The sequence below is a fragment of the Massilia rhizosphaerae genome, assembly GCF_016093545.1.
In the GTDB taxonomy this organism is placed as follows: Bacteria; Pseudomonadota; Gammaproteobacteria; order Burkholderiales; family Burkholderiaceae_D; genus Telluria; species Telluria rhizosphaerae.
The window spans coordinates 70737-96254 of record NZ_JADKYX010000001.1 but is presented as its reverse complement, the minus strand read 5'-3'; the positions used below and the strand labels follow the sequence as shown (position 1 = coordinate 96254).

Sequence of the window (25518 nt, the reverse complement as noted above, 5' to 3'; positions counted from 1 at the left end):
TATCCGGACGCGTCCGCGCCGCGCGGACGCGTCCTTTCCCATGCATATATCCTGGTAAAAATCCCTCGATTCGCGCGCTTCACGGGTACGAATACTATTGCCGACATGATATTCTTGTGAGATTCCTACCGGGCGTGGCCACAAGCCGCCGCCCTCGTTCATCATCGCAAGGAGTCCCGTGAAGACCTGCCTGTCCCGCCTGATGCCGCTCGCCGCCGCTACCGCGCTGGCGTTTGCCGCCACCCCTCTCGTCCACGCCGCCACGGCGCCCGCGGCCCCCGCGGCGCGCGCCGACAACGCCTACCTGTCGCAGGCCGACGCGGCCGCCCGCTCCGCGCGCGTGTCCAACGTCGACTACCAGCTCGACTTCACGCTCACCGGCCGCGAGACCTTCAGCGGCACGACGACGCTGACCTTCGACCTCAAGGACGTGAACAGCCCCCTGACCGTCGACCTCGACAAGGCCACGATCAAGGCGTTGACCGTCAACGGCAAGACCGTCGCGCCGCAATACAACGGCTGGTTCATCACGCTGGCGCCGCAAGACCTCGTGAAAGGCCGCAACACGGTCGTGGTCGCCTACGAGCGCCCGCACAGCACGAACGGCGAAGGCCTGCACCGCATGGTCGACCCCGTCGACGGCCGCGTCTACACGTATTCCCACTTCGAGCCGGCCGCCGCGCACCAGATGTTCGCCGTGTTCGACCAGCCCGACCTGAAAGCGACGTACCAGGTGACCGTGAGCGTCCCGGCCGACTGGCAGGTGATCTCGACGACGCGCGAGACGAACGTCGCCCCGGCCGGCGACCTGCGCCGCTGGACCTTCGCCAGGACCAAGAAGCTGAGCCCATACAATTTCTCGATGCACGCCGGTCCCTACAAGATGTGGGAAGACAAGAGCGGCAAGTATCCGATGCGCCTGTTCGCACGCCAGTCGGTGGCGTCGCAGATCAAGCCGGCCGAATGGTTCAAGTACACGAAGGCCGGCCTCGCCTTCTTCGACGACTATTTCGGCATTCCTTACCAGTTCGAGAAATACGACCAGGTCCTCGTGCCCGACTTCCTGTACGGCGCGATGGAGAACGCCGCCGCGATCACGTTCGCCGAACAGCGCTTCATGTACAAGGCCGACATGACGGCCGAACAACGCGCGCGCCTTGCCTACGTCATCATGCACGAGATGGCGCACCAGTGGTTCGGCGACCTCGTCACGATGCAGTGGTGGAACGGCCTGTGGCTGAACGAGAGTTTCGCATCGTTCATGGGGACGCTCGCCACAGCGGAGTCGACGGAATTCAAGGATGCCTGGCGCGCCTTTTACTCGGAAGGCAAGCAGCGCGCCTACGAGCAGGACCAGCGCGCGACCACGCACCCGATCGAGGTCCCGGTGCCGTCGACCCGCAACGCCTTCGACAACATCGACGCCATCACCTATTCGAAGGGCGCCTCCACGCTGATGCAGCTGCGCCACCTGCTGGGCGCCGACGTGTTCCGCAAGGGCGTCCACGACTATCTCGTCAAATACCAGTACCGCAACGCGAAGCTCGACGACTTCATCGGCAGCCTCGGCCACGCCGCCGGCCGCGACCTTTCCGGCTGGACGAAGGAATGGCTGTACCGGCCCGGCGTGAACACGATCGCCGCCACCTACGCCTGCAAGGGCGGCAAGATCGCCGGCTTCGTCCTCGACCAGCGCGCGCCGGGCAAAGCGATGCCGACCCTGCGCGAACAGCGCGTGCAAGTGGCCGCGTTCCGCCTGGACGGCAAGGACTACAAGCTCGAACGCAACGTCGCCGTCACGTACAAGGGCGCGCGGACGCCGGTGCCCGCGATGAACGGCGCCGCCTGTCCCGACCTCGTCTACCCGAACTACGACGACTGGGGCTTCGTCAAGGTGCAGCTCGACCAGCGCTCGTTCGACAGCGCGCGCGCCCACCTGGCCGCCGTCGACGATCCGCTGCTGCGCGCCATGTTGTGGCAGAGCCTGTGGGACGGCATACGCGACGGCAAGCTCCCGTTGAACGACTTCCTCGCCACGGCGCTGAACAATGTGCCGCAAGAAAAAGACTACACGCTGCTCGGCGACGTGCTGGGCAAGGTCGTCGCGTCCAAACGCTATCTCGACCTGATGGATCCGCAAGCCGCCTACGCCCAGGCCGTCACCCGGCAGCTGGAAGACATGACCTGGACCGCCGCGCTCGCGAACAAGGGCGACGACAATTTCCAGCGCCGCTGGTTCGGCGCCTACATCGCCGTCGCCAGCTCGCCCGCGGCGCTGGGCCGCCTTGCCGCCATCCTCGACGGCAAGGAACAGGTCGACGGCCTCGCGATCAACCAGGACCTGCGCTGGGCCATCATCGGCCGCCTGAACCGCTACAACACCCCGGGCGCCGCCGCCCTCGTCGAGGCCGAACAGGCACGCGACAAGTCCGACGCGGGCCAGACCGCCGCGTTGTCCGCCATCGTCAGTCGCCCCGACCCGGCCGTCAAGGCGAAATGGCTGGACACCGTCCACGACCTGCACACCAAGCTGCCGTTCTCGAAGGTGCGCACCGCGATGGAACACCTGTACCCGGCCGAGCAGCATGGCCTGGGCGAGCAGACGGCCGCCGCGCGCCTGGCGCGCCTGCCGCAGCTCGACAAGACGGCCGGCCCCGTCTACATGCGCGCCTACGCGCCGACGCTGATCCCGGCCGGCTGCACGCCGGCCAGCGTCCGGCGCCTGCAGGCGGCCGCGAACGCCGACAAGGACCTGTCCGCCGGCACGCGCCGCGCCCTGCTCGACGCAGTGCAGGAAGACCAGCGCTGCGTAACGATCCGGCAGACCATGACGGCGCACTGAGCGCGGCAATGGGGGCACGCAGGATGCGCACACGACCGGGAGGGCGGGCACCGCAGCCACCGCAGCTACCGCAACCTCTGCTGCGCCTGCGGTCGCATCCGGAGCGCGCATGACGTCCGCCGCCACGCTTGGCCCGGCATTCGCTACCCACCGGCGCGGGGTGCTGGCATTCACCTGCGCCGTCCACCTGCTGGCGCTGCTCCTGTGGACGCAGGAACGGCGCCAGCTGCCTGCCCGGCAGTCTTCGGTCGCAACGATCTTCCTGTACAACGACGGCGCCGCATCCGCGCGACGGCCGTCCCGCACCGGGCCCCATCCGCTGCCCATCCCTCCCTGGCCGGCGCCGGCCGCGCCCGTCCGTTCCGCGTCCCCATCTCGATCCGCACCAGTGCCGCTGCCGCAGTTCCGCACGGACACCCAACCCGACGCGCGCCCAGCGCCCGCGCCGGCGCAACCCGCAGCCGCACCGGATCCGGCCGCGTCCGCGCCCTACGACCCGTTCGACGCCGCCCGGCCGCCATCCGCGCCGGCAGGATCGGCTGGGTCGGCTGGGTCGGCGTCCACGCGCGGCGGCTTCGCGGTCGACCTCGCAAAGAACCAGGCCGGACGCATCGACCGCGAGCTCCGCAAAGGCAAGCCGGGCGTGCCCACCGAAGCCGACACGCCGTGGGCACGCCTCCAGCGCGGCCTCGACGGCGCGTATATCGACCGCTCGCTGAGCTTGCAGTCCGATACCTATACGTCGCCGGACGGCGTCGTCATCTACCGCTTCCGCCAGGGCAACCGCGTGCGTTGCCGCCGTGCAGGCGGCATCGGCATACCGTTGCGGGGCATGCCGGACGGCCCCTCGGCCAGCCTGCCGACGGCGGGCTCGGCCGGCGACACCGGCTGCCCCAAAGGTGTCGTGTGGAACCAGGATGGTCCGTGAACGGCGCCGCGTCCAGCAGCCATTCGTTCCCCCCCCCCCCCCCCGCAGTCGCGCCTAGCGCCTTGCCGACCTGGCGGGCTTGTCGCCCAGCCCGCCTCCGCCACCTCCTTCCGTATTATTGCCGGGCTGTTCCGATGCGCGGCACAGCTCGGCCATCCGTTCCCACGCCCCCTCCGCCTGGCAACGCAGGGGCGCGTACGCCTGCAGCGCCTTCGACAGATCGATCGGCTTCATTTCGTTGACCCGGACGTTGGTATTCACCTTGATACACATGACGTCCTGCCAGGCCGCCGAATAATTGCGGGGAATGGGCACCGGCCCACGCAGCTTGCGTGCTGCCGATTCGCATTCGCCCTGCTTCAGGTAGTGCCCGCGCAGGTTCGCCTGGTCCAGCGACACGTCCAGTCCCTGCTGCAGATACAACAAAAGAATCATCGTGTACATCGCTGCCTCCCTCGTTTGCATAGACCGTACGCGAGTCCGCTGGTTCGCCGCGCACGCCTGAGCTGCATCAGTTCGCGGCACCGGTATCACGCTAGCCTGTGCTTCTCGAAAGGACCGCCATGCCAAGCCTGATCACGTGGAATATACAATGCGCCCGCATGCCGGACGATACGGCCGACGTCGACCGGATCGTCGAACAGGTGCTCGGATGCGATGCCGGCTTCGACCTCCTGCTGCTCCAGGAAGTCGGCTGCGGCCTGCACGCGCGCGACGGCAGCCCCGGCGGCGACCAGTTCGCCGGCCTGGCGCGGCGCCTCGCCCACCTGCACGCCGCCCGTGCCTACGCGCTGGACGCGCGCAACACGGACGGTTCGCCGCGCCGGCTGGGCTGCATGACGTTCGCGCGGCACCCCATCGTCCACGTGCGCCGCCACACGCTGCCCCGCCCGCCCGATCCCGAGGTGCCCACCATGCCGCGGGCCGTCCTCGACACGGTCGTGGCCATGCCGGACGGCCCGCTGCGCGTCCTGAACACGCACCTCGAGTATTTTTCGCCGCGCCAGCGCATGGCGCAGGTCGAGCGCCTGCGCGAGCTGCAAGCGGAAGCCCTCGCGCACGCACGCGCGCCCGGCGCGCCGGCGCCCGGCGGTCCGGGTGGCGCGCCGTTCGCGCCGCTGCCCCATCCCGCCGCCGCCATCCTCGCCGGCGACTTCAACCTGCTGCCCGGATCGGGCTGCCATGCGCGCCTGCTGGCGCCGGACGCGCATGGCGTTCCGCTCTGGCTGGACGCCTGGGAATCTGCGCGGCCGGGCGAGCCCCATGCGCCGACGGTCGGCCTGCACGACACGTTCGATTATGCATACGTCAGCGCCGCGCTGGCGTCCAGGGTGCGCGCGGTGCGGGTGGATACCGCACCGACCGGCTCGGATCACCAGCGGCTGCTGCTGGAGTTCGCATGAACCGGCGCCGCGTCTACCCGGCCCAGGCCGGCAATGCGACGCGCAAGGCATCGACGTCGGTGCCCGGCTGCGCCACCACGAAGGCCTTCGGGCGCTGCCCTTCGTCGGGCCGCATCGGCCGCACGGCCGCTTCCCGCACGTGCGGATGCAGCGCCAGCACTTGCGCGACCCAGGCCGCGAACAAATGCACGGGTGCCGAAATGTCACATATGCACACGATTGATTTGACAGAGACATGACGTCATGTCACTATCATTTCTAGCCTGCAACACCAAGCATTCCGTCTCCGGAGCTCCCATGACCGCCCCCGACCTCTCCTTCGCCGCGCCGGATCTGCACGCGCGCCTTGCGCACCTGGCCGAGGACGACCTCGACCGCCTCGACTTCGGCGTCATCGGCTTCGACGACGCCACCCATGTGTGCCGGTACAACCGCACGGAATCCGACGCGGCGGGCCTCGCGCCGGCGCGCGTGCTGGGCCAGCCGATCTTCACGAACGTCGCGCCCTGCCTGAACAATTTCATGGTGGCGCAGCGTTTCGAGGACGCCGAGGACGACGGCACGGTGCTCGACGACACCATCGACTATGTGTTGACCTTGCGCATGCGTCCCGTGAAAGTGGCCCTGCGCCTGCTGGCCGCGCCGGACCGCGCCGTCCGCTACATCCTCGTCCAGCGCAAGCAATGAGCCCGGACGACGCGCATGTCCGCCTGCTCGCCGAGCACGAGGCGCTGCTGCAGTTCCTGTACCTGGCTCCCGTCGGCCTCGTGCAGGCGGCGGCCGACGGCGAGATCGTCATGATCAACCCGATCTCGGCCCAGCTCCTGATGCCGCTCGCGCGCGACGGCAGCCTCGACAACCTGTTCGCGGTGCTGCAGGACGTGGCGCCGCAGTTGCGCGCCGTGACGGCGGCGTTCGACGCGCCGTGCGGCGTCGTGTGCGACGGCCTGCGCCTCGAACTGGGCGACGCGGCCGCGCCGGACGGGCCGCGGGTGCTGTCGCTGAGCCTGCTGAAACTCGACGGCATGCGCTTGATGGCGGCCGTCACGGACGCCACCGCCGACGTGAAGCGCGAGCAGGACCGGCTGACGCGCCGCCTCAGGGGCCAGGCGCGCCGGGACGCGCTGACGCGGATGCCGAACCGCGAAGCCCTGCTGGAACAGCTGCAGCGGATGCTGGCCCGCCCCCCGGCGGCCGATGGCGCGGGCTTCGCGCTGCTGCTCATGAATTGCGACCGCTTCCGCCAAATCAACGACGCCCTCGGCCAGGCGGCCGGCGACCGCCTGCTCGTGCAGGTCGGCGAACGCATACGCGCGACGCTGCGCCCGCCCAGCGACCGGATCGATACGGACGGAGGCGCCGGCCAGATGGCGGCCCGCATCGGCGCCGACGAATTCGCCGTCGTGCTCGATGGATTGCGCTGCCGCGAGGACGCGGAGCGCATCGCGGTGCGCCTGCAGGGCGCGCTCGCCCGGCCGCACGCGCTGGCCGGCCAGGAGGTCACCTGCACGCCGAGCATGGGTCTCGTGTGGAGCGGCGATGCCGACGCGGGCGCGGGCGAGATGCTGCGCGACGCCAGCATCGCGATGGTCGAGGCCAAGCGGGCCGGCGGCGCCCGCTGCGTCGCGTTCGTGGCCGCCATGCGCGAACGGGCCGCGCGCCGCGCCGACATCGAGTCGGAGCTGCGCCAGGCGCTGCTGGAGGAACAGCTGTTCGTCGTCTACCAGCCGGTCGTCGGCCTGCGCGCGGACGGCGCCACGGACCATGCTGCCGGCGTGGAAGCGCTCGTGCGCTGGCGGCATCCCGTGCGCGGCGTCGTGCCGCCCGTCGAATTCATCCCGGTGGCCGAGGAATCGGGACTCATCGCCGCCCTCGGCGATTTCGTGCTGCGCCGCGCCTGCAGCGACTTCGCCGCGTGGCAGCGCGCGCTGGGCGAACGGGCGCCGCGTTTGCTGGCCGTGAACCTGTCGCGGGCCCAGCTCGCGGAGCCGGGCTGGCCCGGCGTCGTGCGCGACGTGCTGGCGCAGCACGACATGCGGGCGGACCAGCTGCAGCTGGAAGTGACGGAAAGCCTGGCCGCGCAGGACCAGCACGTGCAGCAGCGGCTGCACGAACTCAAGGCCATCGGCGTCACCCTGGCGCTGGACGATTTCGGCACCGGCTATTCCTCGCTCTCCAGCCTGCACCAGCTGCCTGTCGACACGGTCAAGATCGACCGCTCGTTCGTGTGCCAGGCCGACACGAGCCACCACCACCGCGTGCTGATCGAAGCGACGGTGAAGGTGGCGCAGAGCCTCGGCATGAACACGGTGGCCGAGGGCATCGAGACCGAGGCGCAGGCCGCCGCCGTGCGCGCCCAGGCGTGCGCGAAGGGGCAAGGCTATCTGTTCAGCCGTCCCCTCGCCTCGCCCGACCTCGTCGACTGGCTGGCCGCGCGCTGAGCGCCGCGTTCAGCGCATCGCCAGCGGACGGCGCCGGCCCGGCGGCGGAAAACCGGTGTCCAGCAGCGCGATGTCGTCCTCGCCCAGGCGCGGCGCCAGGTCCAGCGCGGCGCGGTTGGCGCGCACGTGGTCCGGCTGCACGGCCTTCGGGATCGTCACGACGCCGTCCTGGCGCAGCAGCCACGCCAGCGCCACCTGGGCCGGCGTGACGCCGTGGCGGCGCGCGACCTCCCCCAATTGCGGGCGGGCCAGCAAGGTCCGCTGCTCCGCCCGCGTCGATTCCAGCGGCGAGTACGCCATCACGGGGATGCCGCGGTCGCGGCACCACGGCAACAGATCCCATTCGATGCCGCGCTGGACGAGGTTGTACAGCACCTGGTTCGCCGCGATGCCGGCGCCGCCGGGCAGCGCGGCCGCTTCCTGCATGTCGTCCGTGTCGAAATTGGAGACGCCGTAGTCGCAAATCTTGCCCTCGGCGCGCAGGCGCTCGAAGGCGTCCAGCGTCTCCGCGAGCGGCACGCCGCCGCGCCAGTGCAGCAGGTACAAGTCGAGGCGGTCGGTGCCGAGGCGGCGCAGGCTGCGCTCGCACGCGGCGCGCACGCCCGCGCGCGAGGCATTGTGCGGATACACCTTGCTGACGAGGTAGACGTCGTCGCGGCGCCCGGCGATGGCGTCCCCGGCCACCTCCTCGGCGCCGCCCTCGCCGTACATCTCGGCCGTGTCGATCAAGGTCATGCCGAGCTCCATTCCGAGCCGCAGCGCGGCCACCTCGGCCGCGCGCGCGGACGGGTCCTCCCCCATGTTCCAGGTGCCCTGGCCGAGGACGGGGATGGTCCGGCCGGAGGGGAGCGCAAGGCGTTTCATTTCGCCGCCCGCGCCGTCGCGATCTGGTCGAGGATGTGCTTCGGCACCGCCGCGTAGTGCTTGAACTCCATCGTGTACGTGGCCCGTCCCTGCGTCAGCGAGCGCAACGTGGTCGAATAGCCGAACATCTCCGCCAGCGGCACGACGGCGTCGATCAGCTTCCCGCCGCCGCCCGGGATCTCGTCCATGCCCTGCACGACGCCGCGCCGCGTCGACAAGTCGCCCATCACGTTGCCGGTGAACTCCTCCGGCGTCTCGACCTCGACGTGCATCATCGGCTCGAGCAGCTCCGGCGCCGCCTTGCGCATGCCGTCCTTGAACGCCATCGACGCGGCGACGCGGAACGCGTTCTCGTTCGAGTCGACGTCGTGGTACGAGCCGAACGTCAGCGTGGCGCGCACGTCCACGACCGGATAGCCGGCCAGCACGCCGGCCTGCAGGGTCTCCTGGATGCCTTTGTCGACGGCCGGGATGTACTCGCGCGGCACGACGCCGCCCTTGATGGCGTCGACGAACTCGTAGCCCTTGCCCGCTTCGAGCGGTTCGAGTTTCAGGACGACGTGGCCGTACTGGCCCTTGCCGCCGGACTGCTTGACGAACTTGCCCTCGATGTTCTCGACGGCCTTCTGGATCGTCTCGCGGTACGCCACCTGCGGCTTGCCGACGGTCGCCTCGACGCCGAACTCGCGCTTCATGCGGTCGACGAGGATCTCGAGGTGCAGCTCGCCCATGCCGGACATGATCGTCTGGCCCGATTCCTCGTCCGTGCGCACACGGAACGACGGGTCTTCCTGCGCCAGGCGCGACAGGGCGACGCCCATCTTTTCCTGGTCGGCCTTCGTTTTCGGCTCCACGGCCTGCGAGATCACGGGTTCCGGGAACGCCATCTTTTCCAGCACGATGACCTTGTCCGGGTCGGACAGCGTGTCGCCCGTGGTGACGGCCTTCAGGCCGACGGCGGCGGCGATGTCGCCCGCGAACACCTCCTTGATCTCCTTGCGCTCGTTGGCGTGCATCTGCAGGATGCGGCCCAGGCGCTCCTTCTGGCCCTTGGTCGGGTTGTACACGGTGTCGCCGGAATTCACGACACCCGAATAGACGCGGAAGAACGTCAGCTGGCCGACGAACGGGTCGGTCATGATCTTGAAGGCGAGCGCGGAGAACGGCTCGTCGTCCGACGGGTGGCGTTCGAGCGGCCGGTCGTCCTCGTCGTGGCCCGCGATGGCCGGCACGTCGACGGGCGACGGCAGGTACTCGACAACCGCGTCCAGCATCGCCTGCACGCCCTTGTTCTTGAAGGCGGAGCCGGCCAGCATCGGGACGATCTCGCCCGCGATCGTGCGCGCGCGCAGCGCGGCCTTGATCTCGTCTTCCGTCAGCGCCTCGCCGTTCAGGTATTTTTCCGTCAGCTCGGGCGTGGCGTCGGCCGCCGCTTCGATCATCGTCTCGCGCCATTTTTCCGCGACCGGCACCAGGTCGGCCGGGATGTCCTCGTAGGCGAAGCGCACGCCCTGGCTGGCGTCGTCCCAGCGGATCGCGCGCATCTTGACGAGGTCGATCACGCCCTCGAAGTGCTCTTCCGCGCCGAGCGGGATCTGGATCGGCACGGCATTGCCCTTCAGGCGGTCGTGGATCTGCTGCTGGACGCGGAAAAAGTCGGCGCCGACGCGGTCCATCTTGTTGACGAAGGCGATGCGCGGCACCTTGTACTTGTTCGCCTGGCGCCACACGGTCTCCGACTGCGGCTGGACGCCGCCGACGGAATCGTAGACCATGACGGCGCCGTCCAGCACGCGCATCGAGCGCTCGACTTCGATCGTGAAGTCGACGTGGCCCGGCGTGTCGATGATGTTGATGCGGTGCTCCGGCATTGTGCCGCCCATGCCCTTCCAGAACGCCGTCGTCGCGGCCGAGGTGATCGTGATGCCGCGTTCCTGCTCCTGCTCCATCCAGTCCATCGTCGCCGCGCCGTTGTGCACCTCGCCGATCTTGTGGTTGACGCCGGTGTAGAACAGAATGCGTTCCGTGGTGGTGGTCTTGCCGGCATCGATGTGGGCGCTGATGCCGATGTTGCGGTAACGCTCGATGGGGGTCTTACGGCTCATCACTATCTCCTGTGGATACGGAACGCCAATTCAAGGCCGGGCGGCGCGACCTGGCCATAGGACAGGGCGTGCCGCACAATGTAACTGAAGTGCGGCGATCCTGCTGGAGATGCGCGATGTCGTACGCGACGGCAGCCGGACGTCAGCCGACGACGGTCTGCAGCCCCCGCGCCGGAATCTCCACCGCCACTTCGCGCCGGTCGACGAACAGCCGGTAGCGCACCGGCCGGTCGCTGCGGTTCATGACGACCACCGCGAGGCTGCCGTCGGCGTTGCGAAACGCCGTCGCGTCCAATGTGCTGCGGCTCGTCGCGGCGCTCACGCGGCGCGCGCGGGGGCGGATGTAGCGGCTGAAATGGCCGATGGCGGTGTAGATGGGCGTGAACACCAGCCGGCCGTCATCGCCCGCGTGCAGCGGCGCGAAACAGTAATTGTGCTTGTGGTTCGGGCCGCCCCGGCTGTCGAGCAGCATGTTCCAGTCGACCCAGCCCACGCAGCCGGCGTTCAGGTCGGCGATCATCTGGCTTGCATACCGTTCGCCGTTGGCCCAGTCCTGCAGGCGGGTGGGATCGAATTTCTCGATGCAGCCTTCCGTCATCAACAGGTTCACGTCCGGCCACGCTTCATGCGCGGCGGCGACGTTGCGGTGCATGGGTTCCCCGCCCGCCCACGTCTCGTACCAGTGGTAGCCGACGCCCCACACGTAAGGCCGCGCCTTCGCGTCGGACAGGACGTGGGCGGCGCGCTGCGGCAGCAGGTCGCGGTTGTGGTCCCACACGATGATCTTCTTCGCGCCCAGGCCGGCCGCGCGCAGCGCCGGCCCCAGGTGGTCGGCGAGGTAGCGCGTTTCGTCTTCCGCGCTGAAGATCATCGACTCCCACGCCTGCTTGGCCATCGGTTCGTTCTGCACCGTCAGGCCCCACAGCGGCACGCCGGCCTGTTCGTACGCCTGCACGAATTTGACGACGTAGCGCGCCCACGTGTCGCGGTAGGCCGGCAGCAGGCTGCCGCCGCCCGTCATGCTGCCGTTCGACTTCATCCAGGCGGGCGCGCTCCAGGGACTGGCGAACACGCGCACGTCCGTACCATGCGCGCGCGCCGCCGCGAGCGCCGCGCGCAGCAGCGGCACGCGCAGCTTCAGGTCGTGGGCGATGGAAAACGACGCGAGCGTGCGGTCGCCGTCGCTCACGTACGTGTAGCTGCCGCTGCCGAAGTCGGAGCTGTGGATCGTCGTGCGCAGGACGCTGTAGCCCAGGCCGGCGCGCGGGTCGAAACAGGCGGCCAGGAAGGCCTGCTGCGCGGCCGGCGCCAGCCGCGCATGCACTTCGGCGACGGCGTCCGTGACGGCGCCGCCGAAGCCGAACACTTCCTGGAACCGTTTGGAGGTGTCGACGAAGACGTCGATGTCCGTCTCCGGCGGCTGGCCGGCCGGCGCGAACGCGTCCAGCGGACGCGCGGCGAACCGGTCGGCGCCCGGCGCGGACGTGACCACCTGCCAGCCGGTGCCCGATCCGGCCGCCGCGCCGGCGCCTGGCGGGGGCACGGCCGCGGGCGCGGCCGCCGTCCGGCCCGCCGCGGCCATCTGCCCGCCCGCCAGGGTCGCGGCACCCAGCAGCCGCATTGCGTCTCGTCTCGTCGTCATCGTATCTCCCGTTGTTGGTATGCGCCGCGCGATTGGAAACGTTACCAATCGCAGTCCGACGACTATACCATCCGCGATTTCCTGATGTCAAAATGATGGGAATCTCATGCGGCGCAGCAACTCATGGCGCACCGCCGGCGCCTCATGCCGTCCGGTTTAAGCGGCATCAAACGTTCGATTGAGGCAGGCAGCCGCGCCGGCCGACATGTCCGGCAAACTTGCGCCGTTAGCGACCGTTCCGTGCCCGCCATGACATCGATCCGCCCCGCCCCGCAAGGCGCACCGCTGCGCCACCTGCACTTCCTGCGCAGCCTGCTGTGCCTGCTGTTCTGCGCCCTGTGCGCCGCCTGCACGATGAAGGAGGCGCCCGCCGTCACCGTCGCGCCGGAAGTCGTCCCCACCGAGCTGTACGTCGCGCCGGACGGCCTGGATACGAATCCCGGCACCCGCGCCGCGCCGCTGCGCTCGCTGGCGCGCGCGGCCCAGCTCGTCACACCGGGCACCATCGTCAACGCCCTGCCGGGCACGTATTACGGCGGCTTCCGCACGACCATCGACGGTCGCGCCAACGCCCGCATCGTGTTCCGCGCCACCGAGCGCTGGCGCGCGCACATCGTGCCGCCGCCCGTCTCGACGGCGGCGCTGGGCTGGGACAACCGCGCCAGCTATGTCGACATCGAAGGCTTCGACGTCGACGGCAGTCCCGGGCTCGACGGTCCGGACCCCAGCGCCGGCATCCGCTGGACGACGGGCATCTACAGCGGCGGGTCGTACGACCGCATCGTCGGCAACCACGTCCACCACGTCGCCATCACCGTGCCGTGCACGAGCACGGGCGGCTCCGGCATCGGCGTCGACAGTTTTTACAAGGGCTCGCATTCCGAAGTCATCGGCAACAGCGTGCACGACATCGGCCCGCCCGGCTGCCGCTGGGTGCAAGGCATCTATGTGAACACGCCGGCCACGATCCGCAACAACGTCGTCTACCGCATCTCGGAGGCCGGCATCCACCTGTGGCACGACGCGCACGACGTCGTCGTCGTCAACAATACGGTGACGGCGTCGAACACGGGCATCCTCGTGGGCGGCGGCGATTTTTATCATACCGAGGGACCGAACGACCACACGCGGGTGGTCAACAACATCGTGTACGACAACCGCCGCGGCATCATGGAACAGGGGGCAACGGGGCCCCACAACACCTACCGCAACAACCTCGTGTTCGGCAACCCGGACGGCGACTGGCAACTGGCCGAGGGCATGACGCACAGCGGCACGGTGGCCGCCGAGCCCCATTTCGTCGCGTACACGCGCGACGGCACGCCGGATTTCAGCCTCGCGCAGGACTCGCCGGCGATCGGCAAGGGCTTGCCGGAGGGCGACACGGGCCCTGACTTCTACGGCAAGACGCGCCCGCCGAAGGAGCCCGTCGACATAGGCGCCTGCCAGCACTGACGGACCGGCGGGTGTTACCGTCCCGCGCCGAAATCGAGGACCACACGGCCCTCGATTGCGCCGCGGCGCATGCGCTCGAAGATGTCGTTGATGTTGTCGAGGCTGTCCGTCGACACGGTGGCCTTGACCTTGCCTTCGGCCGCGAAGGTCAACGATTCCTGCAGGTCCAGCCGGGTGCCGACGATCGAACCGCGCACGGTGATGCCGTTCAGGACCATGTCGAAAATGGGCAGCGGAAAATCGCCCGGCGGCAGGCCGTTCAACGACACGGTGCCGCCGCGGCGTACCATGCCCAGGGCCTGCGAAAACGCCTTGGGCGACACGGCTGTGACCAGCACGCCATGCGCGCCGCCGATGTCGCGCTTGATGACGGCCGCGGGATCCTGGTCGCGCGCATTCACGGTAAGCGCAGCGCCCAGGTGGCGGGCCAACGCGAGCTTCGCGTCGTCGACGTCGACGGCCGCCACGTTCAGGCCCATCGCCCGCGCATACTGGACGGCCATGTGGCCGAGCCCGCCGACACCCGAAATGACGACCCAGTCACCCGGCTTGGTATCGGTGACCTTCAGTCCCTTGTACACCGTGACGCCGGCACACAGGATCGGGGCGATGTCGACGAAACCGATATTGCCGGGAAGGTGGCCGACATAGTCGGCATCGGCCAGCGCGTATTCTGCAAAGCCGCCGTTGACGGAGTAGCCGGTGTTCTGCTGCGCCTCGCACAAGGTTTCCCAACCGCCCAGGCAATGCGTGCAGTGGCCGCACGCCGAATGCAGCCAGGGAATGCCCACGCGGTCCCCGGCCTTGACGTGCTTGACGCCCGGACCGACCTCGGCGACGTAGCCCACGCCTTCGTGGCCGGGTATGAACGGCGGATTCGGTTTGACGGGCCAGTCGCCCTCGGCCGCGTGCAGGTCCGTATGACAGACGCCGCATGCCTCGATCTTGACGAGAATCTGTCCCTCACCGGGTGTCGGTATCGGCGCATCCTCGATATGCAGCGGCTGGCCGAATGCCCGGACCACCGCGGCTTTCATCATTTTTCCCATAACTCTCTCCTGTCGGAACGGCGACGGCGGCGCTTTGTGTGCCGGTGTGCGACACCACGGCCGTCGGTTTGATGTTAGGAAAGGCAGGCGGAAAAATGGATGATGCAAATCAAAACGCACAGGATTAGGAAAATAAACCTGACCACGTGACGCCACGCGGTCATCACCGTCGTGTGTTAACGTGCCTTGGACGGCTTGGCCAGCCTGGTGGCCAAGCTGTTCAGCTCGCGGCTATGGAACAGGTCGATGCACTTCATGGTATCGAACCGTCCTTCGACCGAGCCGCTGTAGTTGCGCGCGGCGTATTTCTCTGCCAGCTCGCGCAAGCCGGCATAGGCCTCGGGCGCTTGATGGCCGAACTCCATGTACGCGCTGGCGGTGGCGTTGGCGTCCGCGCGCAGCGCCGGATCGGTCGCTACGGTTGCCAGGCACGCGCTCAAGGCCCAATTTTTCAACAAGTCCTTTTGCGAATAGCTGGCCGTCATCGGGGCGCCGTCGCGGGCCGGGCCGGTTTTCTGCCCGGTTACGTGCGCAGCGGACTGCTCCGCTCCCCGCGCACCCAGCGCGCAGGCGAACAACGCGCCAGCCGCGGCGGCCGCGAAGACCGGCTTCATTTGAGCACCCACAGCGAACCGATGTCGGGAATGAAGCCATGGTTTTCCGGATCATTCATCAGATGACAGGTATCCGAACACACCGCGCCATCCCACAGCGTGACGTGGCCACGTGCATTCGCCCAGCCGCTGCCCTTGATGACGATGATGCCTTGAAGGCCGGCGAAATCAGAGGTCTTGGGAGACCTCACGATCTTGTCGGCCTTGCCGAAGGTCTCTTCCAGGTAGTTCATCATGTCATTGACGCGGTACAGGTATTGCAGATTGCCCGCGCCGCTGACCATGGCATAGCGCGAGCTCTTGCGAATTGGGAAGCCGGTGTGGTTCAACACATAGCTCATGCGGATCGGACAGGCGTTCTGGAATCCGCCGACCGGCATGTCGGTATTCTTCTGGACCGCGCCGCCGATCTTGCGGCCGACGTCGGCCACGGGAAGGCGCACGGCCATGAAGGCCGCCCAAGCGCTCTTGAACAATGGTCTGGCCATGGGGCACCCTGGCTCAGACGATCTTATTGGTCGCCAGGTCCCAGCCGCCGGAGGTGCCTCCGCCCGCGCCGCCGGCGACTTTCTGCTGGGTGTAACGCCATTTCACCTTGGAGAATTTCAAGCTGACGTTTTCAGACAAGATGTCGCCAGCGTGTACGCCCGGGGAGATCATGCCGATCAGCACGTTTTCCAGTTCGATTTCGAAATATTTGACGCGATCGCCATTCCCATCGGCGCGCATGAATTCGAATTTAGCGCGAGGAATCGTTTTACCGACTGCGCAAGTCTGCAGCAGGATCGGCGTCGAGATATCGGCCAGCTTGGTGAACATGACGTCCTGCAGATCGGCGCGCTCGGCGGTGTGGCCGCCGCCGGTCGAAGTGGTCGCACTCTTGGGCTGGGTGATGCCCCAGTGAACCGAGCTGCACTCGATCCAGTCGCGGTGCTTGTCGTCCGCCGATTCGCCTTTGATGCCGTCGATTTGCAGGTACACGTCAATTGCCATAATTTCTCCATAAGATGATTCGGTGCAGTGGCTGGACTGCCGGCCCGACCGGTCCCTGCGAGCGGGACGATTATCTCACGAAAGTGTAACGTTTAATTAACTTTTTTAATCAACATTGTGAATTTGACGAGAAGCCAGGAAAGCGAAAAAGGCAGCAAAGCCTCGGACCAGTCGAGCTACGAGATCGACCTGCCGAACGCGGGCACGGCCTTCGTCATCGGCAACCTCATCATGAATGCGATCAGGGCGTATGGGTCCCGGTCGTCGCCTACTGCCAAGCTGCGGAAAAACTGAACTAAACGTTCCAAAAATTCGAAAAGCACTGAGTATTGGGGTCGTTATAATCATTGCCAGAATTCACAGGTTATTTACCTTGGCTTATTTGGGATGTACATGAACGAATTTCTTGACGGATTGATGTCCTCGCTTGCTTCACTTTTCGCGGGCAATATGGGATGGGCTATTTTGCTTCTCGCCCTTACGGTACGGTTGGCCCTGCTGCCGTTGACTCTGCACCTGTCCCGCAAAATGCTCAGCAACCAACGAAAAATCCGGAACCTTCAGCCTCAGGTCGACGTGATCAGGGAACGCCTGAAGCACGATCCGCAGGCGATGTTCGCGGCCATTTCGAAGCTATATAGGCAGAACGGCGCGCACGTGGTCGACCGGTCCAGCATCGTCGGCACATTGGTTCAGTTGCCGATCTTTGGCGTGCTCTACAAGACGGTCAGCAACGCAAGCGCGGCAGGTGGATCTTTTCTATGGATGAGGAACCTGGCGTCGTTTGACGTGGCGCTGACAGCCATCGTGCTACTGCTCACGGGTATCGCAACGTATTACGTCCCGTCCGCCTCAAACGCACCGTCAACCTTAATGGTTGCGGTGCAAATAGCCATCACGGCCATTTTCATGTGGAAGATGTCGGCCGGCCTTGGCCTGTACTGGGCAGCATCGTCTGGTGTCAGCGTCATCCAGAATGTCGTGCTGCGCCGGGAACAGAAACGCGTCCCGCGGTCGGCCGGGATCAGCAAGCCGCTCTGACGGCAGCGCTGATCGGAAAGTCGTTGAAAGCGCACGGACAAGTGGTCCGTGCGCTTTCAGGCGCGTGTCCGGTATGGCCAAGAAGGCGCGCACGGTGATCGGCACGCCCATACTGACCGCTATTGCCGACCGCGGCTATTTCAAGGGTGAAGAAATCCTCGCATGTCACGAGGTCGGAATCTTTGTGCTGGTGCCACCGACGAAGACCTCTGGCGCCAAGGCCGACGGGCGATTCGACAAGGCGGATTTCATTTACGATCCGCAAAAGAACGAGTACCGTTGTCCGGCAGGCCAGGCATGGATGCCCACTCAAGGAAAAGTGCACTCCGAGCACGAATCGGCGAGTAACGCGCTGGGAGCACCAGGCCGTACTTGAGGATATGCAGACGTGCCTCGAACAAAGCCCTGACGCCATGCGGATCCGACGCTCCACGGTCGAGCATCCGTACGGAACCACGCCAATCACACGATAAAGCTTCGCTCGGCGCCAAATGAATAACAACGTGACGCATAGCACAATCGACGCAAGCTCGGCGTAGATCGACGTTAGAACTTCCTCTCCGTGCGCATAAGCCAGCGGGCTTGCAGATGCAAGCATGAGCAAATACAGAGAGTGGTTATGTTTCAAATGCATCTCCCTATTCGAACTGGCAATGCAATGTCTGCTTCTATCCTATAGCCGGAGCTCCTCACACTATCGCCCCGAGCACCATCACACGGCGGCTACGTGCCTCCAAAGGTGCGCCAACAATGTCAGGGAATGTGTTCAGCGTCCGCAGGAGGTACTACCCACTTGTGCATCCGCTCCTCATACACGGAAACCGTCGGGGGTGGAAAGTCCGGATCGGCAAAAGCGCCTACGGGAATGGCCAGGTAGTCCTCCAACCCCACGATGTCGTAGTACACCGTCGAGCCACATTGCGGGCAGAAATGGAACCTGGCGCCCGGCCCCTCGTCCCCCACGCGGGCGTACTCGGTCGATTCACCGGTGACGGTCACGTCCTCACGCAGGAACCTCGCTTGCTGGCCGAAGACGCTGCCCGTGCGGCGCTGACAAGCCAGACAGTGACAGACCGAAATGCGAACAGGTTCGCCAGTGGCGCGGGCCGACAGTTGGCCACAGCTACAGGATGCATGTCGAATTATCAAGTTCCCTCCTACGGTTCACTCTAAGAGATTGCTAAAAGCTGGATTGTCCTCAGCTACATCATCGTCCAGGAGCTCGGGCAGCGGCGTACCTTGTCCTCGATCCTCGCCTTCGATAAAGCGCTTCATGTCGCATCCGTATTGATGAGGTACTTGCTCAACGTTTACCGGGCCGGTTCCGTTTACCTGGACCTAAGTTTTTACACAGCCTGGCCCAGAAGCAGACGTTTCGATAAATCACGAGGTACGAGAGAGCTAAGAAGATTAATAACGAGCTTGCCAAGAACAAGGTGTCGTTCGGGAGGCGATGCCATGGTGATTTGGCATTCCAAGCGGATGAAGGGCAAACTGCGGAATATCTAATGCTTCAGTATCCTCTGCAAACCGACGTGCAAGACAGACGTCTTGGCCCGGACGGCCTGTACATCGAACGCGATGACCAAGCGTTCGGGCGCTATCGCGGTGGCCAGTCAATACGTAGGTCGATGATCGCATCGAAATCGATCTGAATATGGAAGGCAAGCAGTCGCTGAAAGCGGAGCGAATGGTCATTGTTCCTGTGCATTGGATAAAGGAGTTAGCAATAACCGCTGAGGAGTACTCCTTATAGAAGCCGTCATGCGTTGCGAGCCTTTAATGTTTCCACAAAGCGCTCGAAATTCGCCTGAAATTCGTCGTCGCTGACGTATTTGGAAAAAAATGCGGTGTACAGACCAGCTGGCACAGTATCCTCACTCATATCTGGACGTGCAACCCCAAGATCGTCGGCCATCCAGTTGTGGACATCCGCCACATTGCCTCCATGACGGCATGCGCCATAGATGAATTTACCCATACGTTCGTACTCATCTTTGGCAGTCATACAACCTCCTTTTTCGCTAAATTTTAACCCTGAAAATGTGCGCATCAGGGCCGATAGTGGGGCTTGAGAATAATTCAGCAAATGAACGTTATTTCTATCGGGAAATCTTTTAAGTTCTGCCGCAGCGTTTCTTAAACTCAAGATTGAACGCGATCATCCTCATCCCGCAAGTAACTGTTTAGTTTCGTGTGATCATGTTCCACGCCGTAGCTGGCCTTTGTTTCGTGCAAAGGCTATGCTCGGCGAGTTGATTGCTGGGTTCAGCAGTCCCGGCATTCAATCGCACCAGGAGCAGTTGGCAGCATGAGTTCACGCATTCACCCGCAAGCCCGTACCACCCCGAAAATTCGACAGGAGATCAAGGATTCCGGCCTCTCTTCCAGGGAAGCGGCCAAGGTCTTCAACGTCACGCGGGCAACGGCACAAAAGTGGCTGGGCCGCGAGGATGTGCAAGACCGCTCCCACCGTGCGCACACGCTGCATACGACCCTGAGCGCGGCGCAGGAAGCCATCGTCCTGGCACTGCGCCAGTCGCTCTACCTGCCACTCGACGACCTGCTGTTCGTCACAAAACAATACATCAATGCCGATGTGTCGAGATCCGGCATCGCCCGTCTGCTCAAGCGCGAACGCATGGCGCGCCTGGAGGATGTAATCCCGAAGTCCGAGGGCGAAACAATCGGACCGAAGAAGACCTTTAAGGACTACGAGCCGGGATTCATCCACATCGACATCAAGTACCTGCCGCAGATGCCGGACGAGACCTCACGCCGCTACCTGTTCGTCGCTATCGACCGCGCCACGCGCTGGGTCTTCATGCACATCTACAGCGACATGACCGAGACCAGCAGCGTCGATTTCCTGCGCCGTCTAAAGTTGGCTTCGCCGATCAAGATCAGCAAAATCCTCACGGACAACGGCTCGCAATTCACCGACCGCTTCACCACCAAAGACAAGAAGCCCAGCGGCAAACACGCATTCGACGTGGCCTGCGCAGCCTTGCCTGCCGAGCATCGTCTGGCACCGCCGCGCCACCCACAAACCAATGGCATGGTTGAGCGCTTCAACGGGCGCATCAACGAATTACTGCAGCAGACCCGTTTCGATAGCCGGGCCGACCTGCAAGTCACTTTGCTGAACTATTTGAAGCTGTACAACCACCACATCCCACAACGCGCCATCGGTAGTAAAACGCCCATCCTGGCGCTCAAGGAATGGCAGAAAACGCGCCCAGAATTATTCGTCAAACGCATTTACGATCAAACGGGACTCGACAACTATATGGCCCACTCCGGGCAATTATTTTGATCACCTTGCCTGGAAGACTGAGAAGAAGGTGTGGCGCGACTGGGGCGCCCGTCGCGTGCTGAAACTAATCTCAACCAGGTTCTAGAGGCCCAGCGTTCTGCCTTTGTTTTTACACGGCCTGGATCCGAAGCGGCCGTTCGCTAGCCGTCAGCGTGTAACTGGGCGTACGCTTCAGTCTCGACGCGGCCATCACCACAAAGGAGATCACCGTCCTCATCGAGCACACGATAGCTATGTTGGACGCCGCCGATGCTCGCAACGCCATCGAGGCCAAGTAGTAGGGTGTAAAACGTCTCGGTTAAAACCAGGTTCAGCACGTCACGTAGTACGACCGTCTGCTGTTCGCTAAGGCCCATCGATGAGATTTTTTGCGAGACCAATGCTTCACTACCGGTCCCCATGAATAAATCGAGCAACTCGTCCTTTTCGATCCGCCAGTGCGTTACAAACTCGGCTGGAGTCATCTCAGGTTCCCTCACAGATCAATCAAACACGGTGTTGCTGTGTCCGCTCCTGCCCCGACAGCGCACGACCGGACCAGCCCAGTGTACCCAGCTGTGACCTCCAGAGAAACCAGAGGCTTCTGCCAGGCGTTTTACAATATCTCGCGCACCAGCTCCGACGGCCGGCACAGCCGCACGCCCTTCGGTGTCACGACGAACGGACGGTTGATGAGGATGGGATGGGCGACCATGGCGTCCAGCAGCGCGTCGTCGGTCGTCGCCGGGTCGTCCAGGCCGAGTTCCGTGAACAGGGCTTCCTTGCTGCGCACCGCCTCGCGCACCGTCAAGCCCGCACGGGCGATCATGTCCTTCAGATCGTCCCGCGCCGGCGGCTGCGCCAGATAGTCGACCACGCGCGGTTCGGCGCCGCTGGCGCGGATCGCTTCCAGGGTCGTGCGCGACGTGCCGCAGCGGGCATTGTGAAAAATCGTGATGTCCATCTTGAAAATCCTTGATTGAGAGGCAAGGATGATACCGACGGGACCGCAACGCTTCCAGTTTTTTCGCTTGTCCGGTGCCTGGCAGCGCTATAAAATGCCCGGCTTGCTTTCCGAGACGCAATCGATATTGCTCGGAGACGGCCCGTATGGAGACACCATGGACGAATACCTGATGCGCCCCGAGGCAATGCCGACCTGGGGCCAGCGCACCGCCCTGCGCATGCTGAACGCGATCGGCTGGAACTTGTACTTCAAGCCCCTGCCCGGCCCGCACGGCATCGCCGTCGTGTATCCGCACACGTCGAACTGGGATTTCTTCGTCGGCCTGCTGGCCAAGTGGGCCCTCGGCCTGCAGTTCCGCTGGCTCGCCAAGGATTCGCTGTTCCGCGGCCCGATGGGCCCCGTCATGCGCTACTGGGGCGGCGTCGCCGTCGACCGCAGCTCGCCGCAGGGCGCGATCGTGCGCCTCGCGCAGACGATGCGCGCGTCGAAATGGTTCTGGCTGGCCATCACGCCGGAAGGCACGCGCAGCTACCGTCCGCACTGGAAGAGCGGCTTCTACCGCATCGCGCTGGCCGCCGACGTGCCGGTGCTGCTCGTCTCGTTCGACTACGGCAGGAAGATCATCGACGTCACGCGCACGCTGACGATGACGGGGAATGAAGCGGCCGACATGGCGGCCGTCGCCCAGGCCTATGAAGGCGTGCGCGCACTGTACCCGGACAAGGCGGCGCCGATCCGCCTGGGCGAACCGTCCAAGCGCCAGGACGGGACACGCAAGCAGGCGTGAGCCGAGGCGCGGACGAGATGCCGGGAGAGCGACGCCGGCAGACGGCCGCGCATGGCGGCCAGGGAAGAGGCACGGGGACGTCCGCCTGCCCGGCCGGTCGCAAGGACCGGTCGGCACGGCGGACCGCGGCGGACGCCGCTCAGCGGCGGCGGCGCAGCGGGCGGGCGACGCGGGCCGGACGCAGGGCGCGCTCGCGGTCGGCGGCGCGCTTGACCGCGGCCAGTTCGAACGTCAGCGCCAGGGCGATGCCGGCCGGTGCGGCGGCGGCGAAGCCGAGGGCCACCAGGACGACGGTTGACAACAAGATAATGAGAGTGCTGGGGCGCGGCATGATATCCACCTTTTTCCTGAAACCTTGGTTCCATCCTGCCACAGCTGGGATTTGCTTGCAATCACGAGTCGTGTCGTGCGAGGGCATCCCGGGCATTGGCTGTGCGCAAAAAGCGACGGCCGCTGAGCTCACGCAAGGGTGGCGCTGCTCGCAATCGCTCACTGCATCGCCAGTTCGACGCAGTTGCGGCCGGACCGCTTGGCGCGCGCGAGGGCGGCGTCGGTGCGCTGCGTCAGCGAGTCGCCGCTCTCCTGCTCGCCCAGCTGGGCCACGCCGAGGCTCACCGTCACGTGGTCGCAGCCGGGGATGTCGGCCTGCTCGATCGCCACGCGCACCTTTTCCGCCATCCTGAGGCCGTCGATGGCGCTCGTATGCGGCGCGATGATGTGGAATTCCTCGCCGCCCGAGCGCACCAGGATGTCGCTGGCGCGCAGCACGGCGCGCGCGGTGTCGGCCACGGTGCGCAGCGCCACGTCGCCGACGGGATAGCCGTAGGTGTCGTTGACCGCCTTGAAACGGTCGATGTCGAACGACAGCAGCGCGAGCGGCACGCGGTAGCGGCGCGCGCGCTTGATTTCCTTCTCCAGCAATTCCTCGCCGTGGCGGCGGTTGGCCACGCCGGTCAGCGCATCCGTCGTCGAGAGGTATGTCAGGCGCGCCAGCAGCTGGTCGTTTTCCTCCGCCATGGCCGCGAGGCGCAGGCCCAGCGCGGCCATGCGCGCGACGTCAACCAGGGTCGCCCACTCGTCGGCGCCGAACTCGCGCGCCGCCCCGAACAGCAGCGACAAGGCGCCGCGCGGGGCGCCGGGACCGTCCGGCGGAATCGGCAGGCCCAGCACCATCGCGACGCCGTGCGCGCGCAAGCCGTCCGCCAGCGCGGGTTCGCCCGACTGTTCCGGCGCCTCGATGAGAACGGCGCTGCCGCCGGCCGCCGCCAGCAGGCCCGGAAACGCGTGACGCAGTGGCGCCTGCAGCAGGCGGTCGGTGCGCTGCAGCAGCGCGCCGAGCAGCAGGCCGTCGGGCCCCTGTTGCGCGGCCAGCTGCAAATCGTTGCCGTCGCGGAGCAGGAACACGCCGGCGTGCAGCACGCCCGGCCACGCGCACAGCGCGGCGCACAGCGATTCGGCCAAGTGGTGCGCATCCTCCGCCTCGTCCACCGCGGCCTGCACACGGGCGCGCAGGTCGACCAGGGCGCGCAGGTGGGACGCGTCGCCGGACTGTGCCTCCGGCGAAGCCAGGCGCGCGCCGACGGCCGCACGCAGCGCGGCGGCGTCGAGGGGCGTGACGGCGTAGTTCAGCGGTCCGCGGGTCATCAGCGCGGGCAACCAGGCGGCGCCGGCGAACGGACACAGCAGCAGGATGGGCAGGCCGGCCCGGCGCTCGACGAGGTCGCCCAGCGCGTCGGCGTCGATGCTGGGCTCGAAGCGGTCGAGGTCGATGACGAGCAGGTCCGGCTGCGCGCGCGCCAGCAGGCTCGCTGCGACGTCGGCGCTGTCGGCCAGGTGCAGGCGCACGAACATCGACCCGCACGCCTCCCCGAACTCGGCACGACGCTGCGCCACCGGACTCAGATACACCCCGGTCCGCCCTGCTTCACCTTCGCTCTCGTGCATCATGATCCACCCCCTGAAATCCTTTGTTACGCTAACAAGTTTGCCACAAAGCACCTGTAACGCCTAGCAAATGCTCGCAATGTGTGGAAGCGCACCGTCAGCGCCGCCGGCGGCCGGGAATACTGGCGGAATCATGCACAAGGAGGGCACCATGGCAATACAGGACGACGCAGCGAACAAGCAGAAGGCGATCCAGAACCGCCAGGATCAGCATGACGCCAGCATGCAGAAGGGTGACCCGGGCAGCGGCAAGGACGGGAGCAATGCGGCGCAAACGGGCATCCACCAGCCCAGCGGCGACTTCCCCGCCCAGCACCTGGCGAAGCCGGGCCTGGAAGCCCGGATGGAGCTCAAGCCGAAATTCATGGCCGAGCACTACAAGGGCAGCGGCAAGCTGGCAGGCCAGGTCGCCATCGTCACGGGCGGCGATTCCGGCATCGGGCGCGCCGTCGCGCTGCTGTTCGCGCGCGAAGGCGCCGACGTCGCGGTCCTGTACCTGAACGAGCACGAGGACGCGGCCGAGACCCAGCGCTACATCGAGGCGGAAGGCCAGAAATGCATCACGATCGCGGGCGACGTGAAGGACATGGAATTCTGCCAGCAGGCCGTCGACCAGGTCGTCGCCAAGTGGGGCCGCCTCGACGTCCTCGTCAACAACGCCGCGTTCCAGGAACACGCCGAATCGCTGCTCGACCTGACGGAAGACCGCTTCGACGAGACGATGCGCACGAATATCTACGGCTACTTCCACATGGCGAAGGCCTGCCTGCCCTACATGAAGCGGGGCGCGGCGATCATCAACACGGGCTCCGTGACGGGCCTGAAGGGCTCCAAGAAGCTGCTCGACTACTCGACGACGAAGGGCGCCATCCACGCGTTCACGATGTCGCTCGCGGCGAACCTGCTGGACCAGGGCATCCGCGTGAACGCCGTCGCGCCGGGCCCCGTGTGGACCCCGCTGAACCCGGCCGACCAGTCGCCGGAAGACATCACCAAGTTCGGCCAGAGCACGACGTTCGGCCGCCCGGCCCAGCCGGAAGAACTGTCGCCGGCCTACGTCTACCTGGCCTCGAACGTGTGCTCGGGCTACGTCACCGGCGTCGTGCTGCCGATCACGGGGTCGGTGGGCGAATAAACCACGAGGAACC

26 protein-coding genes and 1 pseudogene are annotated in these 25518 nt (G+C 65.9%); 12 read left to right on the top strand and 15 right to left on the bottom strand.

Annotated elements, in window-relative coordinates; translation table 11 throughout:
- Nucleotides 1-178: 178 nt before the first annotated feature.
- Both pepN and ISF28_RS00430 read left to right on the top strand, forming a co-directional pair.
- Nucleotides 179-2842, top strand: a complete 2664-nt coding sequence (gene pepN / locus ISF28_RS00435) for an aminopeptidase N (protein ID WP_370663360.1) — start codon at nt 179-181, stop codon at nt 2840-2842.
- A gap of 160 nt (nt 2843-3002) precedes the next feature.
- Complete coding sequence (locus ISF28_RS00430; protein ID WP_198115180.1) at nt 3003-3770, top strand: hypothetical protein; 768 nt, start codon at nt 3003-3005, stop codon at nt 3768-3770.
- 54 nt (nt 3771-3824) lie between these two features.
- On the opposite strand, the gene ISF28_RS00425 is transcribed toward ISF28_RS00430, so the two are convergent.
- Nucleotides 3825-4205, bottom strand: a complete 381-nt coding sequence (locus tag ISF28_RS00425; RefSeq protein ID WP_198115179.1) for a hypothetical protein — start codon at nt 4203-4205, stop codon at nt 3825-3827.
- A 128-nt stretch (nt 4206-4333) separates the two neighbouring features.
- Between ISF28_RS00425 and ISF28_RS00420 the strand changes: the two genes are divergently transcribed.
- The gene (locus ISF28_RS00420) at nt 4334-5173 is read left to right on the top strand and encodes an endonuclease/exonuclease/phosphatase family protein (protein WP_198115178.1); all 840 of its coding nucleotides are present in this window, start codon (nt 4334-4336) and stop codon (nt 5171-5173) included.
- A 13-nt stretch (nt 5174-5186) separates the two neighbouring features.
- Here ISF28_RS00420 and ISF28_RS00415 read toward each other — a convergent pair whose 3' ends face one another.
- Nucleotides 5187-5363: an AMP-binding enzyme gene (locus ISF28_RS00415; protein WP_198115177.1), complete on the bottom strand. Its 177-nt coding sequence runs from the start codon at nt 5361-5363 to the stop codon at nt 5187-5189.
- A 107-nt stretch (nt 5364-5470) separates the two neighbouring features.
- Here ISF28_RS00415 and ISF28_RS00410 point away from each other — a divergent pair, with 107 nt between their 5' ends.
- A complete protein-coding gene (locus ISF28_RS00410) occupies nt 5471-5860 on the top strand; it encodes a phosphonate transporter (protein WP_198115176.1) in 390 nt (129 codons plus the stop codon).
- Nucleotides 5857-7614 (top strand): putative bifunctional diguanylate cyclase/phosphodiesterase, encoded by a 1758-nt coding sequence (locus ISF28_RS00405; protein WP_198115175.1) that lies wholly within the window; start codon nt 5857-5859, stop codon nt 7612-7614. Before ISF28_RS00410 ends, ISF28_RS00405 begins: the two co-directional genes overlap by 4 nt.
- A gap of 9 nt (nt 7615-7623) precedes the next feature.
- Here ISF28_RS00405 and ISF28_RS00400 read toward each other — a convergent pair whose 3' ends face one another.
- The 3 genes from ISF28_RS00400 to ISF28_RS00390 all read right to left on the bottom strand — a co-directional run bounded on the left by ISF28_RS00400 (nt 7624) and on the right by ISF28_RS00390 (nt 12225).
- Nucleotides 7624-8478 carry an aldo/keto reductase gene (locus tag ISF28_RS00400; protein ID WP_198115174.1) on the bottom strand — a complete coding sequence of 285 codons (855 nt, stop codon included), beginning with the start codon at nt 8476-8478 and terminating at the stop codon, nt 7624-7626.
- Nucleotides 8475-10583 carry an elongation factor G gene (gene fusA, locus ISF28_RS00395; protein ID WP_198115173.1) on the bottom strand — a complete coding sequence of 703 codons (2109 nt, stop codon included), beginning with the start codon at nt 10581-10583 and terminating at the stop codon, nt 8475-8477. Before fusA ends, ISF28_RS00400 begins: the two co-directional genes overlap by 4 nt.
- Before the next feature lie 142 nt (nt 10584-10725).
- The gene (locus tag ISF28_RS00390) at nt 10726-12225 is read right to left on the bottom strand and encodes a glycoside hydrolase family 30 protein (RefSeq protein WP_198115172.1); all 1500 of its coding nucleotides are present in this window, start codon (nt 12223-12225) and stop codon (nt 10726-10728) included.
- Nucleotides 12226-12474: 249 nt separating this feature from the next.
- Between ISF28_RS00390 and ISF28_RS00385 the strand changes: the two genes are divergently transcribed.
- A complete protein-coding gene (locus ISF28_RS00385) occupies nt 12475-13680 on the top strand; it encodes a right-handed parallel beta-helix repeat-containing protein (protein WP_198115171.1) in 1206 nt (401 codons plus the stop codon).
- Nucleotides 13681-13694: 14 nt separating this feature from the next.
- Here the strand turns inward: ISF28_RS00385 and adhP are convergent, their stop codons facing one another.
- The 4 genes from adhP to ISF28_RS00365 all read right to left on the bottom strand — a co-directional run bounded on the left by adhP (nt 13695) and on the right by ISF28_RS00365 (nt 16336).
- Entirely contained in the window at nt 13695-14729 is a 1035-nt protein-coding gene (adhP, locus tag ISF28_RS00380; RefSeq protein ID WP_198115170.1) for an alcohol dehydrogenase AdhP, read from the bottom strand.
- Nucleotides 14730-14905: 176 nt separating this feature from the next.
- Nucleotides 14906-15343 carry a T6SS amidase immunity protein Tai4 family protein gene (locus tag ISF28_RS00375; protein ID WP_198115169.1) on the bottom strand — a complete coding sequence of 146 codons (438 nt, stop codon included), beginning with the start codon at nt 15341-15343 and terminating at the stop codon, nt 14906-14908.
- Nucleotides 15340-15792 carry a type VI secretion system amidase effector protein Tae4 gene (locus tag ISF28_RS00370; protein ID WP_229518781.1) on the bottom strand — a complete coding sequence of 151 codons (453 nt, stop codon included), beginning with the start codon at nt 15790-15792 and terminating at the stop codon, nt 15340-15342. Before ISF28_RS00370 ends, ISF28_RS00375 begins: the two co-directional genes overlap by 4 nt.
- Nucleotides 15793-15844: 52 nt before the next feature.
- The gene (locus ISF28_RS00365) at nt 15845-16336 is read right to left on the bottom strand and encodes an Hcp family type VI secretion system effector (RefSeq protein WP_198115167.1); all 492 of its coding nucleotides are present in this window, start codon (nt 16334-16336) and stop codon (nt 15845-15847) included.
- A gap of 393 nt (nt 16337-16729) precedes the next feature.
- Here ISF28_RS00365 and ISF28_RS00360 point away from each other — a divergent pair, with 393 nt between their 5' ends.
- Both ISF28_RS00360 and ISF28_RS00355 read left to right on the top strand, forming a co-directional pair.
- Nucleotides 16730-17377: a YidC/Oxa1 family membrane protein insertase gene (locus ISF28_RS00360; protein WP_198115166.1), complete on the top strand. Its 648-nt coding sequence runs from the start codon at nt 16730-16732 to the stop codon at nt 17375-17377.
- A 61-nt stretch (nt 17378-17438) separates the two neighbouring features.
- A pseudogene (locus ISF28_RS00355) lies at nt 17439-17832 on the top strand (IS5/IS1182 family transposase); the annotation flags it as partial.
- Between the two features lie 298 nt (nt 17833-18130).
- Here ISF28_RS00355 and ISF28_RS00350 read toward each other — a convergent pair.
- On the bottom strand, nt 18131-18526 hold the full coding sequence (locus tag ISF28_RS00350; RefSeq protein ID WP_198115164.1) for a GFA family protein: 396 nt from the start codon (nt 18524-18526) through the stop codon (nt 18131-18133).
- 287 nt (nt 18527-18813) lie between these two features.
- Between ISF28_RS00350 and ISF28_RS31380 the strand changes: the two genes are divergently transcribed.
- Nucleotides 18814-19032, top strand: coding sequence for an Imm10 family immunity protein (locus ISF28_RS31380; protein ID WP_370663359.1), 219 nt, complete (start codon nt 18814-18816; stop codon nt 19030-19032).
- A 107-nt stretch (nt 19033-19139) separates the two neighbouring features.
- Here ISF28_RS31380 and ISF28_RS00340 read toward each other — a convergent pair whose 3' ends face one another.
- The gene (locus ISF28_RS00340; RefSeq protein ID WP_198115162.1) at nt 19140-19385 is read right to left on the bottom strand and encodes a hypothetical protein; all 246 of its coding nucleotides are present in this window, start codon (nt 19383-19385) and stop codon (nt 19140-19142) included.
- Nucleotides 19386-19688: 303 nt separating this feature from the next.
- On the opposite strand from ISF28_RS00340, the gene ISF28_RS00335 reads away from it, so the two are divergent.
- Nucleotides 19689-20693 (top strand): IS481 family transposase, encoded by a 1005-nt coding sequence (locus ISF28_RS00335; protein WP_198115161.1) that lies wholly within the window; start codon nt 19689-19691, stop codon nt 20691-20693.
- Nucleotides 20694-20833: 140 nt separating this feature from the next.
- Here ISF28_RS00335 and ISF28_RS00330 read toward each other — a convergent pair whose 3' ends face one another.
- Both ISF28_RS00330 and arsC read right to left on the bottom strand, forming a co-directional pair.
- Nucleotides 20834-21157, bottom strand: a complete 324-nt coding sequence (locus ISF28_RS00330; RefSeq protein ID WP_198115160.1) for a hypothetical protein — start codon at nt 21155-21157, stop codon at nt 20834-20836.
- Between the two features lie 131 nt (nt 21158-21288).
- Nucleotides 21289-21636: an arsenate reductase (glutaredoxin) gene (gene arsC, locus ISF28_RS00325; RefSeq protein WP_198115159.1), complete on the bottom strand. Its 348-nt coding sequence runs from the start codon at nt 21634-21636 to the stop codon at nt 21289-21291.
- Nucleotides 21637-21793: 157 nt separating this feature from the next.
- On the opposite strand from arsC, the gene ISF28_RS00320 reads away from it, so the two are divergent.
- Complete coding sequence (locus ISF28_RS00320; protein WP_198115158.1) at nt 21794-22426, top strand: 1-acyl-sn-glycerol-3-phosphate acyltransferase; 633 nt, start codon at nt 21794-21796, stop codon at nt 22424-22426.
- 139 nt (nt 22427-22565) lie between these two features.
- Here the strand turns inward: ISF28_RS00320 and ISF28_RS00315 are convergent, their stop codons facing one another.
- Both ISF28_RS00315 and ISF28_RS00310 read right to left on the bottom strand, forming a co-directional pair.
- Nucleotides 22566-22727, bottom strand: a complete 162-nt coding sequence (locus ISF28_RS00315) for a hypothetical protein (RefSeq protein ID WP_198115157.1) — start codon at nt 22725-22727, stop codon at nt 22566-22568.
- Nucleotides 22728-22915: 188 nt separating this feature from the next.
- Nucleotides 22916-24373, bottom strand: coding sequence for a GGDEF domain-containing protein (locus ISF28_RS00310; protein WP_229518780.1), 1458 nt, complete (start codon nt 24371-24373; stop codon nt 22916-22918).
- 148 nt (nt 24374-24521) lie between these two features.
- Between ISF28_RS00310 and ISF28_RS00305 the strand changes: the two genes are divergently transcribed.
- Entirely contained in the window at nt 24522-25505 is a 984-nt protein-coding gene (locus tag ISF28_RS00305; protein WP_198115156.1) for an SDR family oxidoreductase, read from the top strand.
- Nucleotides 25506-25518 lie beyond the last annotated feature (13 nt).